General features: G+C 66.0%; 13 protein-coding genes. 8 read left to right on the top strand and 5 right to left on the bottom strand.

What is annotated here, in order from left to right; translation table 11 throughout:
• The first annotated feature begins 7 nt into the window (after positions 1–7).
• Positions 8–976 (top strand): thiamine-phosphate kinase, encoded by a 969-nt coding sequence (gene thiL / locus MRBLMU1_RS30160; RefSeq protein ID WP_363509838.1) that lies wholly within the window; start codon positions 8–10, stop codon positions 974–976.
• Here the strand turns inward: thiL and MRBLMU1_RS30155 are convergent.
• Positions 961–3567, bottom strand: a complete 2607-nt coding sequence (locus MRBLMU1_RS30155; protein ID WP_363509836.1) for an EAL domain-containing protein — start codon at positions 3565–3567, stop codon at positions 961–963. The genes thiL and MRBLMU1_RS30155 overlap by 16 nt on opposite strands.
• 307 nt (positions 3568–3874) lie before the next feature.
• Between MRBLMU1_RS30155 and MRBLMU1_RS30150 the strand changes: the two genes are divergently transcribed.
• The 5 genes from MRBLMU1_RS30150 to MRBLMU1_RS30130 all read left to right on the top strand — a co-directional run bounded on the left by MRBLMU1_RS30150 (position 3875) and on the right by MRBLMU1_RS30130 (position 7306).
• The gene (locus tag MRBLMU1_RS30150; RefSeq protein WP_363509835.1) at positions 3875–4381 is read left to right on the top strand and encodes a CinA family protein; all 507 of its coding nucleotides are present in this window, start codon (positions 3875–3877) and stop codon (positions 4379–4381) included.
• A 138-nt stretch (positions 4382–4519) separates the two neighbouring features.
• The gene (locus tag MRBLMU1_RS30145) at positions 4520–5272 is read left to right on the top strand and encodes a hypothetical protein (RefSeq protein ID WP_363509833.1); all 753 of its coding nucleotides are present in this window, start codon (positions 4520–4522) and stop codon (positions 5270–5272) included.
• 6 nt (positions 5273–5278) lie between these two features.
• Positions 5279–5845: a hypothetical protein gene (locus MRBLMU1_RS30140; protein ID WP_363509831.1), complete on the top strand. Its 567-nt coding sequence runs from the start codon at positions 5279–5281 to the stop codon at positions 5843–5845.
• Positions 5846–5945: 100 nt separating this feature from the next.
• Positions 5946–6272 (top strand): ArsR/SmtB family transcription factor, encoded by a 327-nt coding sequence (locus MRBLMU1_RS30135; RefSeq protein ID WP_363509829.1) that lies wholly within the window; start codon positions 5946–5948, stop codon positions 6270–6272.
• Positions 6269–7306 carry a cation diffusion facilitator family transporter gene (locus MRBLMU1_RS30130; protein WP_363509827.1) on the top strand — a complete coding sequence of 346 codons (1038 nt, stop codon included), beginning with the start codon at positions 6269–6271 and terminating at the stop codon, positions 7304–7306. Before MRBLMU1_RS30135 ends, MRBLMU1_RS30130 begins: the two co-directional genes overlap by 4 nt.
• Here MRBLMU1_RS30130 and cysK read toward each other — a convergent pair.
• From cysK to tcdA, 3 genes are all read right to left on the bottom strand, one after another.
• Positions 7303–8235, bottom strand: coding sequence for a cysteine synthase A (gene cysK, locus MRBLMU1_RS30125; protein WP_363509825.1), 933 nt, complete (start codon positions 8233–8235; stop codon positions 7303–7305). The genes MRBLMU1_RS30130 and cysK overlap by 4 nt on opposite strands.
• A 71-nt stretch (positions 8236–8306) precedes the next feature.
• On the bottom strand, positions 8307–8831 hold the full coding sequence (locus tag MRBLMU1_RS30120; protein ID WP_363510255.1) for an FKBP-type peptidyl-prolyl cis-trans isomerase: 525 nt from the start codon (positions 8829–8831) through the stop codon (positions 8307–8309).
• A 215-nt stretch (positions 8832–9046) separates the two neighbouring features.
• Complete coding sequence (gene tcdA / locus MRBLMU1_RS30115; RefSeq protein WP_363509823.1) at positions 9047–9880, bottom strand: tRNA cyclic N6-threonylcarbamoyladenosine(37) synthase TcdA; 834 nt, start codon at positions 9878–9880, stop codon at positions 9047–9049.
• A gap of 72 nt (positions 9881–9952) precedes the next feature.
• Between tcdA and pdxH the strand changes: the two genes are divergently transcribed.
• Both pdxH and MRBLMU1_RS30105 read left to right on the top strand, forming a co-directional pair.
• Positions 9953–11200, top strand: coding sequence for a pyridoxamine 5'-phosphate oxidase (gene pdxH, locus MRBLMU1_RS30110; protein WP_363509821.1), 1248 nt, complete (start codon positions 9953–9955; stop codon positions 11198–11200).
• Between the two features lie 93 nt (positions 11201–11293).
• Entirely contained in the window at positions 11294–12547 is a 1254-nt protein-coding gene (locus MRBLMU1_RS30105) for a cyclopropane-fatty-acyl-phospholipid synthase family protein (protein ID WP_363510253.1), read from the top strand.
• Here the strand turns inward: MRBLMU1_RS30105 and msrA are convergent.
• On the bottom strand, positions 12516–13067 hold the full coding sequence (gene msrA, locus MRBLMU1_RS30100; RefSeq protein ID WP_363509819.1) for a peptide-methionine (S)-S-oxide reductase MsrA: 552 nt from the start codon (positions 13065–13067) through the stop codon (positions 12516–12518). The genes MRBLMU1_RS30105 and msrA overlap by 32 nt on opposite strands.
• Positions 13068–13155 lie beyond the last annotated feature (88 nt).

Raw genomic sequence — 13155 nt, 5'->3', positions numbered from 1 at the left:
ATACGGCATGCTCTCCGAATTCGACCTCATCAAGGAATACTTCCAGCGCCCGCAGCAGCCGGGCCGGGCCACGCTCGGCATCGGCGACGACTGCGCGCTGCTCACCCCCACCCCCGGCATGCAGACGGCGATTTCGTCCGACATGCTGGTCGAGGGCCGCCACTTCTTCGCCGGCGAGGACGCCTATCGGCTCGGCCATAAAAGCCTGGCCGTCAACCTGTCGGACCTGGCGGCGATGGGCGCGCGGCCGGTCGGCTTCACCCTGGCGCTGGCGCTGCCCCTGGCCGACCGCGCCTGGCTGGCCGGCTTCTCGCAAGGTCTGTTCGCGCTGGCCGACGCCTTCAACATCGAGCTGATAGGCGGCGACACCACCAAAGGCCCGCTGACCATCTGCATCACCGTCTTCGGCGAGCTGCGTCCCGGCCAGGCGTTGCGCCGCGCCGCCGCGCAGGCGGGCGACGATATCTGGGTGTCCGGCACCCTGGGCGACGCGCGCCTGGCGCTGGCCGGCTACCGTCTCGAACAAACCCTGGATGCGGCCAGCCTGCATACGGCGTCGGTGCGCATGCACACGCCGGTGCCACGGGTGGAACTGGGCGCGGTGTTGGCCGAACAGGGCATCGCCCGCGCGGCCATCGATATCTCCGATGGCCTGGTTGGCGATCTCGGTCACATCTTGTCGATGTCGAACGTGGGCGCGACCTTGAATGTGGACGCGCTGCCGCCAGGCGAGGCGCTGGTCGCCTTCCCGCAGGAGCTGCGGCGCGCGTTCACCGCCGCCGGCGGCGACGATTACGAGTTGTGCTTCACCGCGCCGGCGTCGGCGCGCGCGGCGGTCATCGCCGCCGCCGGCAGCGTGGCCACGCCGGTCACGCGCGTCGGCAGCATCGAGGCGGCGCCGGGCCTGCGCCTGGTGGATGCCGCCGGCCAGCCGCTAGACCTCAAACTCGCGGGCTTCGATCACTTCACGTCCTGAAGCGCGGTCACGTCCTCGTCCGGCTGGCCGGCGCGCAGGCCGCTGCCGTGCATCAGCCAGTAGTGGTGGAACGCCAGCCGGATGTTGTCGCGCAGTTGGGTGTCGTCCCACGGCTTGGTGTAGAAGCGGTAGATGGCGCCCCGGTTGACCGAGTCGAGCACCGCGTCGAGCCCCATGTAGCCGGACAGGATGATGCGTATCGTCTCCGGATACATGTCCTTGACCTGGCCGAGGAACTCGGTGCCGTTCATGCCCGGCAGGCGCTGGTCGCACAGGATCACTTGCACCGGGTGCAGCGCCAGCAGCTCGAACGCCTCGGTGGCCGATCCGGCCGTCAAAATCTGGTAGGCGTCGCGCTGGAACAACTGGTCGAGCGACCATAAAATGTCCGGATTGTCGTCGACGATGAGCAGCGTTTGCGCCGGCTGGTTGGGCGCCGCCGGATCGACCGGCAGGCAGCGGCCCGATTCGACCAGCACCGCCATGTCGGCCGGCGCCACCGGCCGGCTGAAGAAATATCCCTGGATCTCATCGCAACGGCTGCGCCGCAGATATTCGAGCTGCGCACGCGTCTCGACGCCCTCGGCGATCACGCGCAGCTTGAGGCTGTGCGCCATGCTGATGATGGCGGTGGCGATGGCGGCGTCGTTCGGGTTGGTGGTGATCTCGCGCACGAAGGCGATGTCGATTTTGAGCTTGTCGATCGGGAAGCGCTGAAGATATGCCAGCGACGAGTAGCCGGTGCCGAAATCGTCGATCGCGACCTTGATGCCGATCGCCTTCAGATTGGTCAGCACCATGATCGTGCGCTCGGCGTTGGACATCAGCGCGGTCTCGGTCAGCTCCAGTTCCAGCAGCTCCGGCGGCACCTCGTGGCGCACCAGCGCCGAGCGCACCACCTGTTCCAGGTCGCCCTCGATGAACTGGCGGCTGGCGACGTTGACGGCCACGCGCACGGCGCCGACGCCGCTGCGCAGCCAGGCGCCGATCTGCTCGCAGGCGGCGTCGATGATCCAGGCGCCGACGCGCACGATCAGGCCCGTGTCCTCCAGCACCGGCACGAACTCGGACGGGAACACCAGGCCGAAGCCGGGCCGCTGCCAGCGCAGCAGCGCCTCGGCCCCGGCGATGGCGCCGGTGTGCAGGTTGACCTTGGGCTGGTAGTACAGCAGCAGTTCGTCGTTGTCGAGCGCGCGGCGCAGCGCCAGCTCCATGTCCAGCCGCGCCAGCACCTGCACGTTCATGCCGGCGGTGAAGAAGCGGTAGCCGTCGCGGCCCGCCTGCTTGGCGCGCTCCATCGCGGTGTCGGCGTATTTGAGCAGCGTTTCGGGATCGGTGGCGTCGTCCGGATACATGGCGATGCCAATGCTGGCGCTGAGCACCGCCGGGTGCCCGTTCAAATCGAACGGCAGGCGCAGCGCCTCGCGCACCTCGTTGGCCGTGTGGACGGCGTCCTGCTGGTCGCGCGGCATCGACAGGATCAGCGCGAATTCGTCGCCGCCCATGCGCCCGACCGTGTCGCGCAGGCGCACGCATTGCACCAGCCGGTTGCTGAACTGGCGCAGCAGCTCGTCGCCGAGCGCGGCGCCGAGCGAGTCGTTGATGTTCTTGAAGCGGTCCAGCGCGATGAACAGCACCACGATGCGCCACGATTTTTCCTGCGCCAGCGAGATGGCGTCGGCCAAGGTCTGGAAGAACAGCGTGCGGTTGGGCAGCCCCGTCAGGCTGTCGTAATGGGCCATGTGCTGCAGCAGTTCCTCCGAGTGGCGCCGCTCGCTGATGTCGCGCGCCACGCCCAGCATCACGGTCGCCTGGCCGGGCCGCGTGAGCAGCTGCCAGTAGATCTCCACCGGCACCGAGACCAGGTCGCGCCGCATCAATTCAAGTTCGGCCAGCTCCGGCGTGCGCGCCTGGCCGATGGCGGCGGCATAGTCCTCGAGCCGGTGCGCCTGCGCGCGCAGCAGCGCCTGCGTACCCAGCCCCAGCCGGCTGGCGGTCTGGCCCAGCATCTCGTCGCGCGGGTAGCCCAGCATGCGGCAGGCGCCGTCGTTGACGTCGACCAGTTCGGCGGTGGCCGCGTCGAGCAGGAAGATGGCGTCGGCGGTGGCGTCCATGGCGCTGCGGAAGCGCTGCAGTTCGACCGTGCGCTCGCGCACCGTCTGCTCCAGGCGCGCGTTGTAGTTGCGCGCCTCGCGGTGCAGCAGGCGCACCTCGAGCATGTTGCGGATGCGCGTGAGCACCTCGACCGGGTCGATCGGCTTGCTGAGGAAATCGCGCGCGCCCGATTCGAGCGCCTTCAGTTTATGGTCCGGCTGCGCCGTCACCACCAGCACCGGCAGCCAGGAATCGGCCTCGAGCGGGCGCAGCGCGTCCATCACCTCGAAGCCGTCCATGCCGGGCATCTGCAGGTCGAGGATGATGAGGTCGTAGCGGTGGCGGTTGTGCCAGTCGGCCACCACGCGCGGGTCGGTGGTGGAGGTGACGGCCTGGTAGCCGGTCGACTTGAGCAGGAATTCCAGCAACTCCACGTTGACGGCCTGGTCGTCGACGATCAAGATGCGTGCATGAAAAATATCGGTCTGGCTGATCATGGGATGCGCCTCCGGTGGGCTATCGAACCGGCGTGCTGGGCCGGATCAGTCCGCTTTCTTCCCGCAAGCGACTGCGGCTTGCCGGACTGGTGTGGGTTTCCGCGGTTTTTAGGCGGAGCCCGCCACACAGTGCTATTGAGTGTACGCAAGTTCAAATCGCCGGTCTAATGTTTTTATGCAAAGTTAGGGTAGCTGCTAACCAGCGGTGCTTCGCTGGCAACGATTGTGATCTGCATGGTACAGTGGCGGCACACCCTGCGGGAAATCCCAGCCGGCTCCCGAACGCCGCTTCAGAAGGAGAGTTTACATGAGTAACGAGACGAAATCCGATAACGCCGCCACCATCCTCGACCTCGCCGCGCAGGTCGGCAAGGCGCTGCAGGACAAGGGCCTGATCCTGGCCACCGCCGAGTCCTGCACCGGCGGCGGCGTGGCCCAGGCCATCACCGAGATCGCCGGTTCGACCGCGTGGTTCGACTGCGGCTTCATCGCCTATTCCAACGCCTCCAAGACCGAGCTGCTGGACGTGTCGGCCGCGCTGATCGCGCAGATGGGCAGCGTCTCGGAAGAGGTGGCGGCGGCGATGGCGAGCGGCGCCCTCGGGTCGAGCAACGCCCATCTGGCGGTGTCGACCACCGGCATCGCCGGCCCGACCGGCGCCGTGCCGGGCAAGCCGGTCGGCACCGTCTGCTTCGGCTGGGCCAACGCCGACACCGTCCACACCGAGCGCCTGGTGTTCACCGGCGACCGCAAGGCGGTGCGCGAGCAGACCGTGATCCACGCGCTGCAGGGCCTGCTGCGCTTCATCGACTGACGGCGCGGCCAGCGTCCCTCCCCCGCTCGACGGCGCCATCACAGCCGTGATGGTTGCCTTCCTGCCACAAAACAATTACTCTCGATGCGTTCGCGCGCGGTGGCGCGCCTATTTCCAGCAGATTCAGGGGTGATTTCGATGCAAAACACGGTACATTTTATTCTCCAGGGCAAAGGCGGCATCGGCAAGACCTTGGTCTCGACGATCCTCGCGCAATGGCTCGCCAGCAAGGACGCGGCCGGCGACCTCGAGGAGCAGCGCCAGCCGCTGCGCTGCTACGACACCGACCAGGAGAACGCCACGTTTTCGCGCTACAAGGCGATGGACGTCAAGCATGTGCCGGTGATGACCGACAGCCGCACCATCGATCCCAAACGCTTCGACGCGCTGATGATCGACATCCTCGAGGAGGAAGGCAACTGCGTCATCGACAACGGCGCCAACACCTTTTCGCCGCTGATGGGCTACCTGCTTGAAAACGATTGCTTCGCGCTGCTCGAGGAATCGGGCCGCAAGGTCTACATCCACACCATCGTCGGCGGCGGCGACACCCTGCACGACACCGCGATGGGCTTCGTGTCGACCGCCAAGGCCACCAAGGTGCCGCTGGTGCTGTGGGAAAACGAGCACTTCGGCCTGCTGCAATCGGCGTCCGGCAAGCAGTTCACCGAGTCGCAGACCTACGCCGACAATTCGTCGCGCGTGCGCGGGCGCATCGTGCTGTCGGCGCGCAACGCCGACACCTTCGGCGCCGACATCAAGAAGATGAACACGGCGCGCCTGACCGCCAACGAGGTGCGCGAAAGCGACAAGTTCAACGTCATGGAAAAGCAGCGCATCAAGGTGGTGTTCCGCGACCTGTTCGAGCAGCTCGACAAGGTCGAGTGGTAGGCGGCCATGGATCAGCAAAAGCTGCGGAGTCTGGTATTTGAGAAAACCGGCGTCAAGATCGACATCGACGACCCGATTTTTGCGCTGGTGGCGCTGAACGAGGCGGTGCTGGAGGAGGCGGTCGGGCGGCATATCGCGGCGATCGACGCGGCCTCGCTTGAGTTGACCCGGCATGCGCGGCAGGCCGGTGGCTTGCCGCCGGTGGCGGAGGTGGCGCGCAAGGCGGTGGTGCTGGATGCGACCAACGAGCCGTCGGCGGTGCCGGCCTCCCCCGGCTATGTGCCGACGCCGCCCGGTCCGGTGCGGCCGATCGCCACGCAGTCGCCGGCGATCACGCCGCGCGAGTTGCGCTTGCTGGGGGCGGCCGCCGGCATCGCCATTCTCAGTGCGCTGATCGTCGTCGGCGCGCAGGCGGTGTTTGCCAAACCGCCGCCGGCGCCGGTGATCGAGCAGGCCAAGGCGCTGACGCCGGAGCAGACGCTGGCCTTGCGCAACGCGGAGAAGTTGGCCAAGGCTATAGAGAAGCTGGACCCGAAGGTGCGCAGCCAATTGCAGGCGGAACTGCAGAAATAAGGGATGTCGGCGGACGCGTGGTCCGCCGTTTCGCGTTGTGCGTTTCTTTTTTCGTGCTAACATGTGAATACCTGTTCACATGATGAGTTGTACAAAATACATGAGCTGTCAACACGACTATACCGGCGTCGATCCCGCCATCGCGCAATTGGCCGACCTGTTCCACCTGCTGGGCGATCCGACCCGCTTGCGCATCGTGCTCGCCTGCGTGGCGGCGCCGATCGCGGTCAGCGACATCGCCACTTCCCTGGAACTGAGCAGTTCGCTCGTGAGCCACCACTTGCGCTTGCTGCGCGCGGCGCGCATTGTGAAGGCCGAGCGGCAAGGCAAACAAGTTTTCTACTCCGCCGCCGATGCGCACATCAGCGACGTCCTGAACGATATGCTGGAACATATCGCCGAACCTTCCAACGGGAACGAAGCATGAGCAAGCACCACGACCATCACGGCCATGACCACCATGATCACGAGCATGGACATGATCACGGCCACGCGCCCGCCAGGCAGGCCGCAAAAGGCCACTCCCACGATCATGGTCATGGTCATGGGCACGATCACGCGCACGGCCACCACCATCACGGCGATCCCAACACCATGGGCCGCGCCTTCGCCATCGCCATCGTGCTCAACCTGGCCTTCGTCGGCGTCGAGTTCTTCTACGGTTTCCTGGCCAACTCCACGGCGCTGATGGCCGACGCCGGCCACAACCTGTCCGACGTGCTGGGCCTAATGCTGGCCTGGGGCGCGGCCATCCTGGCCAAGCGCCTGCCCAACCAGCGCTACACCTACGGCCTGCGCAGCACCTCGATGCTGGCGGCGCTGTTCAACGCCATGCTGCTGATGGTCGCCTGTGGTGGCATCGCCTTCGAGGCCGTGCAGCAGCTGGCCCATCCCGAGCCGGTGGGCGGCCTGACGGTGTCGGTGGTGGCCGGCGTCGGCATTCTGATCAACGGTTTCTCGGCTTGGTTGTTTATGTCGGGCAGCAAAGACGACATCAATATCCGTGGCGCCTATCTGCACATGGCCGCCGACGCCGCGATCTCGCTGGGCGTGCTGGTGGCCGGCGTGATCGTCCGCTATTCCGGCTGGAACTGGGTCGACCCGGCGGTCAGCATGGTGATCGTGGCCATCATCGTCTACAGCACGTGGTCGCTGCTCAAGCAATCGCTGCGCATGATGCTGGCGGCCGTGCCGGACAATGTCGACCGCGGCGAGATCGAGCAGTTCCTGCGCGACCGTCCCGGCGTGACCGAGGTGCACGACCTGCATATCTGGGCGATGAGCACCACCGAGACCGCCCTTACCGCGCAACTGGTCACGCCGGCCGGTTATCCGGGCGACATGGCGGTCGATGACATTACCCGGCAGCTGCGCGAGGATTTCTCAATCCAGCACAGCACCTTGCAGGTACGGCTCGGCACCACGGTGCACGAGTGCTGCCTGCAGGAGCCGGCGCACTAATCAACAAACTTGGCATATAGCGCCGTGCTCAGGTAGCGCTCGCCGAACGACGGGATGATCGTGACGATCATCTTGCCGGCGCTTTCCGGTCGGCGCGCCACTTGCAGCGCGGCCCACAGCGCCGCGCCCGACGATATTCCCACCAGCAAACCCTCCTGGCTGGCCGCCTGGCGCGCGGTCTCGAAGGCGTTGTCGTTGCTCACGCCGATGATTTCGTCGTACACCCTTGTGTTGAGCACGGCCGGTACGAAACCGGCGCCGATGCCTTGCAGCGGGTGCGGCCCCTTGACGCCCTTGGCCAGCACCGGCGAGGCCTCCGGCTCGACCGCGACGCAGCGGAACTCCGGCTTGCGCGCCTTGATCACCTCGCCCACGCCGGTGATCGTGCCGCCGGTGCCAACGCCGGCCACCAGGATGTCGGCCCGGCCGTCGGTGTCGTTCCAGATTTCCTCGGCCGTGGTGCGGCGGTGCACATCCGGGTTGGCGGGGTTGTTGAATTGCTGCGGCATCAGGTAGCGGCGGTCGCTCTCGGCCAGCGCCTCGGCGCGGTGGATCGCGCCCAGCATGCCTTCGCCGCCCGGCGTGAGGATCAATTCGGCGCCGTAGGCGCGCAGCAGCATGCGGCGCTCGCGGCTCATGGTGTCCGGCATGACCAGCGTGCAGCGGTAGCCGCGCGCGGCGCACACCATCGCCAGCGCGATGCCGGTGTTGCCGCTGGTCGGTTCGAGGATGATGGTGTCGGGGTGGATCTGGCCGGCCGCCTCGGCCGCTTCGATCATGGACAGGCCGATGCGGTCTTTCACGCTGTGGGCCGGGTTGCAGTATTCCAGCTTGACCAGCACGTCGGCGGCCAGGCCCTTGGTCAAGCGATTCAATCGGACCAGCGGAGTGCGGCCGATCAGTTCAGTAACGTCGTTGGCAATTTGCATGGAAAAAACCTCCGCGCGATGGGGAGTAGTCAGTCTACTCCTCCCGCGCGGACAACGACGTATTTATACCCTTACTTCACATCCATCAGTTCGACGTCGAAGATCAGCGCCGAATTCGGCGGGATGCCGCTGCCCGGCGACGGACGCGAGCCGTAGGCCAGCTCCGACGGAATGATCAGGGTGCGCTTGCCGCCGACCTTCATGCCCTGGATGCCCTGGTCCCAGCCCTTGATGACGCGGCCGGCGCCGAGCACGAAGTCGAGCGGTTCGCCGCGTGGAATCGACGAGTCGAACTGCTTGCCGTGCATGTTTTTCGCCAGCGGACGATACAGCCAGCCGGTGTAGTGCATGTAGACGGTGGCGCCGGTGCTCGCTTCCTTGCCGGTGCCGACCTTGGTGTCGGTGACGATCAGCTGCTCGGCGGCCGGGCCCGGCGTGGCCGAACCGACGACCAGCGGTGGCGGTGGCGGCGCGACGGCGGGCGTGGCGGTGGTGGTGGGCGCCGCAGGCGCGGCTTGTGCGGCGGGGGCCGCTGGCGCGGCCGGAGCGGCGGGAGTCTGGGCCTGGGCCACGGAGGCCGTCAGCGCGCACAGCATTGCTACTAAAACGGAACTACGCGTCATGTTTTCTCTTTCAATGAGTTTCTGTGGACGGCACGGCGGCCGGGCCAGCGCGCATAATGATAGCAAACCTGCCTGGCGCACCGGATAAAATTGGCTGTTAGTTCAAACCGGTGTGCTTTTGCCTATGCGCCAGCGCTACCACTTAAGGGTCGTACCCCAAGGGGTACGACCCTGCATGGCACTGCGGGTCACGCCTGCTCCGCCGGCTGGGCGCCATCGGCCAGCTGGCGCAGCACGTGGCCGGCGGCGACCATGCCGAAGGTGGCCGTGACCACCATCGCCGAGCCGAAGCCGGCGCAATTCAAGCCGGTCACGCCGCCGGCGCGGTCGTCGCCGTCGACCGCGCACACCTCTCCCGTTTCGGGAAACTTCAGCGGTTCCATCGAGAACACCGCGTCCACATGGAACTTGGTTTTCTCGCCGCGCGGGTAGCCGTACTGGCTGCGCAAGACCTTGCGCACTTTTTTCAGCAGCGGCTCCTGCTCGGTGCGGGCCAGGTCGCGCACGGCGATCTGGGTCGGGTCGGTCTGGCCGCCGGCGCTGCCGATGATGACCAGCGGCAGCGCGTGCTGGCGGCAATACGCGATCATCGCGGCCTTGGCCTTGACGCTGTCGATGGCGTCGACCACGTAGTCGAACTTGCCGGCGCCTAGCATCTCGTCCAGGTTGTCGGCGCTGACGAAGTCCTCGATCTGGTGGACCACGCAGTAGGGATTGATCTGCGCGATGCGCTCGGCCAGCGCGCTGATCTTGGCCTGGCCGACGGTGCCGGTCAGCGCCTGGATCTGGCGGTTGATGTTCGACTCGGCCACGTTGTCGAGGTCGATCAAGGTCAGTTGCCCGATGGCGCTGCGGGCCAGCGCCTCGACGATCCAGGAACCGACGCCGCCGACGCCGACCACGCACACGTGGGCGCCACGGAAGCGCGCCAGCGCGCGTTCGCCGTACAATCGGGCAATGCCGCCGAAACGGCGGTCGAAGTCGACTTCCGCGTCGACATTTGGGTCAGAGATGCTGTTCATGCCGCCATTTTACCGGACGCGGCGACAAGAATTATTCTAGAATGACTTTCCCCCTAGCCTAAGCCCCACGCCATGAGCAACGCCGAGAATAAACCCCTGTTCGACACCGCCCCCGATTTCAGCCAGCCGATAGCAGTTTTGAAACATTGCCACGACCGCATCCGCAAGCAGTTGTCGACGATGCAAAACCTGCTGGCCCACCTGCCCGCGCACGGCGCCGACGCCGAGGCGCAAAAGGCCGCGCAGGCCGTGCTCAAATATTTCAACAACGCCGCCCACCTGCACCACGACGACGAAGAGCAAAACCTGATGCCGATGTTGCAGGCCACCGCCCGCGACGCCGACGCCGCGCTGCTCGACGAATTAGTGCCCGGCATCCTGGCCGACCACCAGCGCATGGACAAGGACTGGGAGATCGTGCGGGCGCAGCTGGAGAAAATCGCGGCCGGCGACAGCGCCGAGCTGTCCACGTCCGACGTACAGCGCTTCTGCGACGCCTACGCCGCCCACATGGCCAAGGAAGAAGCCAACATCGCGCCGATGGCCAAGCGCCTGTTCAGCCCGGAGCAGATGGCGCAACTGGGCAGCGCGATGCAATTGCGGCGCGGCATCACGCCCGAGCTGCCGCAAAGCCAGGTGCCGGAGCAGCGGCAAGTCCCCGTCGCCAACGTCGTGGCCGACGGCGTGGTGCTGGCCGACCTGCGCCTCGACTATGGCCGCGCCAGCCTGACGGAAGCGGACGTGCTCGACGACCCGATCGCCCAGTTCGGCAAATGGTTCGACGAGGCGCTGCACGCCAGGGTCAACGAGCCGAACGCGATGAGCGTGGCCACGGTGGGCGCCGACGGCAGGCCGACCTCGCGCATTGTTCTGATCAAGCAATTCGACCAGCGCGGCTTCACCTGGTACACCAATTATGACAGCCAAAAGGGTCAACAATTGCGTGACAACCCGCACGCAGCGCTGCTATTCTTTTGGAACGAACTCGAGCGTCAAGTGCGCATTGAAGGCAAGGTCGTCAAAACTTCAAGCGAGGAAAGTGATCAATACTTCTACAGCCGGCCGGTGAAGAGCCAGATCGCCGCGATCGCCTCGCGGCAGAGCGCGCCCATCGCCAACCGGGAACAGATGGAAGCCAATTACGATGCGTCGGCCGCCATCAGCGGCGAGCATCCGGTGCGGCCGGAACACTGGGGCGGTTACCGCCTCGAACCGGTGCGCATCGAGTTCTGGCAGGGGCGCCGCTCGCGCTTCCACGACCGGATCGTGTATGTCAAACAAGCGGATGGCCGCTGGATCAAGGAGCGCTTGCAGCCGTAGCCACGGCCGGCGAACGCGCGCCGATTCGGAACCGGACCATCGCTTGCGGTGGTCTTTTTATTTCTGAACCGGAGGTGTAACGTGTTCGCACAAGTGTTCGTACAAAATCGCTTCAGCGCCTGGATCGCCGGCATCCGGCGGCAGATCGCGCTCCCGCTGCGCATTGAACTATGGAACGGCCAGTGCGTCGACTTTTCCAACGAGGCGCCGCGCGTGACGATACGCCTGCCCGACGTGTCGTCCGCGCGCTACCTGCTCAAGCCGTCGCTGGCCAACCTGGGCACGGCCTATGTGGAAGGCGCGATCGAGGTCAAGGGCGCGGCGCGCGACATGATCGCCGTCGTCAACGCGCTGGCGCGCACCACGCTCAAGCCCGAGCGCAAGCTCTCGCGCCTCGCCCGAAGCATGAGGCACGACAAGCAAAAGGACGCCGAGGCGATCCGCTACCACTACGACGTCTCCAACGACTTCTACGCGCAGTTCCTCGATCCGAACATGGTCTATTCCTGCGCCTACTTCGAGGACGGCGACGAGGACCTGGCCACCGCCCAGCTCAAGAAGATCGACCACATCCTGCGCAAGATCGCGCTGCGGCCGCAACACACCCTGCTCGACATCGGCTGCGGCTGGGGCGCGCTGGTGATCCGCGCCGCGCAGCAATACCGGGTGCGCTGCGTCGGCGTCACCTTGTCGGAAAACCAGTATGCGCTGGCCAAGCAGCGCGTGCGGCTGGCCGGGCTCGAACACCTGGTCGAGATCCGCCTGCAGGACTACCGCGACGTGCGCGGACAATTCGACCGCATCACCAGCGTCGGCATGTTCGAGCATGTCGGCCTGCGGCATTTGCCGGAGTACTTCGCCGCCATCGAGCGCCTGCTGGCGCCGGACGGGCTGGTGATGAATCACGGCATCACCTCCACCGACGCGGACAACGGCGAGACGCCGTACGGCGGCGGCGAGTTCATCGACAAATATGTGTTCCCGCATGGCGAGCTGGCGCATATCGGCAGCGTGCTCAAGGCGATGCAGCAAGGCGGCCTGGAGGCCTACGACGTGGAAAACCTGCGCCGGCACTACGCCCGCACGTGCGCCATCTGGACCGACAATTTCGAAGCGCACGCCGAGCGCCTGCGCAAGCTGGCCGGGGACAAGCGCTACCGGATCTGGCACGTGTACCTGGCCGGCTGCAGCTACGCGTTCGAGCAGGACTGGATCAGCCTGTATCAAATCGTCGGCCACAAGGCGGGGCAACGCAGCGGCACGTTGCCGTGGTCGCGCAAATACATATACCCGGCCACGCCGGCCACCGTGGAACTCACTTCATCCGATGGCCATGGATCTTTCTGAACTTGGCCACCTTGGGCGCGACCACGAATGCGCAATACCCCTGCAACGGATGCCGGCGGAAATAATCCTGGTGATAATCCTCGGCCTTGTAGAACGGCCGGGCCGGCGACAACTCGGTGACGATGGGCGCGTCCCACACATTGGCCATCTCGGCGACGACCTGGCGCGCGGTCGCCTCCTGCTCCGGCGACTGGTGATAGATGACCGAGCGATACTGCGTGCCGACATCGTTGCCCTGGCGGTTCAGGGTGGTCGGGTCGTGGATCGTGAAGAAGATCTCCAGGATGTCGTGATAGGCGATGACGGACGGATCAAATTGCAGTTTCACCACTTCGGCGTGGCCGGTATCGCCGACGCACACTTGTTCATAGGTGGGATGGGGCACGGCGCCGCCGGTGTAACCGGACTCGACACTGACTATGCCCTTCACCTCCAGGTACACCGCCTCCAGGCACCAAAAGCAGCCGCCGCCCAGAACCGCCGTCTCCAGCGCCGCGCCCGGCGCCCCATCGCTGCCCATAGCCCCCTCCATATCGAAGCCGCCCGCCATGGGCCACTGTAACGCAATCGCGCGCCGCGCGCCGCTAGTTTTGCGCCGCGCGGCGGCG

The organism is Burkholderia sp. LMU1-1-1.1 (assembly GCF_040675865.1).
GTDB lineage: Bacteria > Pseudomonadota > Gammaproteobacteria > Burkholderiales > Burkholderiaceae_D > Rugamonas.
The sequence above is the reverse complement of the archived record's forward strand: the minus strand, read 5'-3'. Positions and strand labels throughout refer to the sequence as shown.

What these genes read in the sequence shown, in the direction of transcription:
- pdxH (WP_363509821.1), top strand. Translation starts at nt 9,953, where the DNA reads ATGAGCAACGCCGAGAATAAACCCCTGTTCGACACCGCCCCCGATTTC.
- MRBLMU1_RS30145 (WP_363509833.1), top strand. Translation starts at nt 4,520, where the DNA reads ATGCAAAACACGGTACATTTTATTCTCCAGGGCAAAGGCGGCATCGGC.
- MRBLMU1_RS30150 (WP_363509835.1), top strand. Translation starts at nt 3,875, where the DNA reads ATGAGTAACGAGACGAAATCCGATAACGCCGCCACCATCCTCGACCTC.
- MRBLMU1_RS30155 (WP_363509836.1), bottom strand. Translation starts at nt 3,567, where the DNA reads ATGATCAGCCAGACCGATATTTTTCATGCACGCATCTTGATCGTCGAC.
- thiL (WP_363509838.1), top strand. Translation starts at nt 8, where the DNA reads ATGCTCTCCGAATTCGACCTCATCAAGGAATACTTCCAGCGCCCGCAG.
- cysK (WP_363509825.1), bottom strand. Translation starts at nt 8,235, where the DNA reads ATGCAAATTGCCAACGACGTTACTGAACTGATCGGCCGCACTCCGCTG.
- MRBLMU1_RS30120 (WP_363510255.1), bottom strand. Translation starts at nt 8,831, where the DNA reads ATGCTGTGCGCGCTGACGGCCTCCGTGGCCCAGGCCCAGACTCCCGCC.
- MRBLMU1_RS30130 (WP_363509827.1), top strand. Translation starts at nt 6,269, where the DNA reads ATGAGCAAGCACCACGACCATCACGGCCATGACCACCATGATCACGAG.
- MRBLMU1_RS30135 (WP_363509829.1), top strand. Translation starts at nt 5,946, where the DNA reads ATGAGCTGTCAACACGACTATACCGGCGTCGATCCCGCCATCGCGCAA.
- msrA (WP_363509819.1), bottom strand. Translation starts at nt 13,067, where the DNA reads ATGGGCAGCGATGGGGCGCCGGGCGCGGCGCTGGAGACGGCGGTTCTG.
- MRBLMU1_RS30140 (WP_363509831.1), top strand. Translation starts at nt 5,279, where the DNA reads ATGGATCAGCAAAAGCTGCGGAGTCTGGTATTTGAGAAAACCGGCGTC.
- tcdA (WP_363509823.1), bottom strand. Translation starts at nt 9,880, where the DNA reads ATGAACAGCATCTCTGACCCAAATGTCGACGCGGAAGTCGACTTCGAC.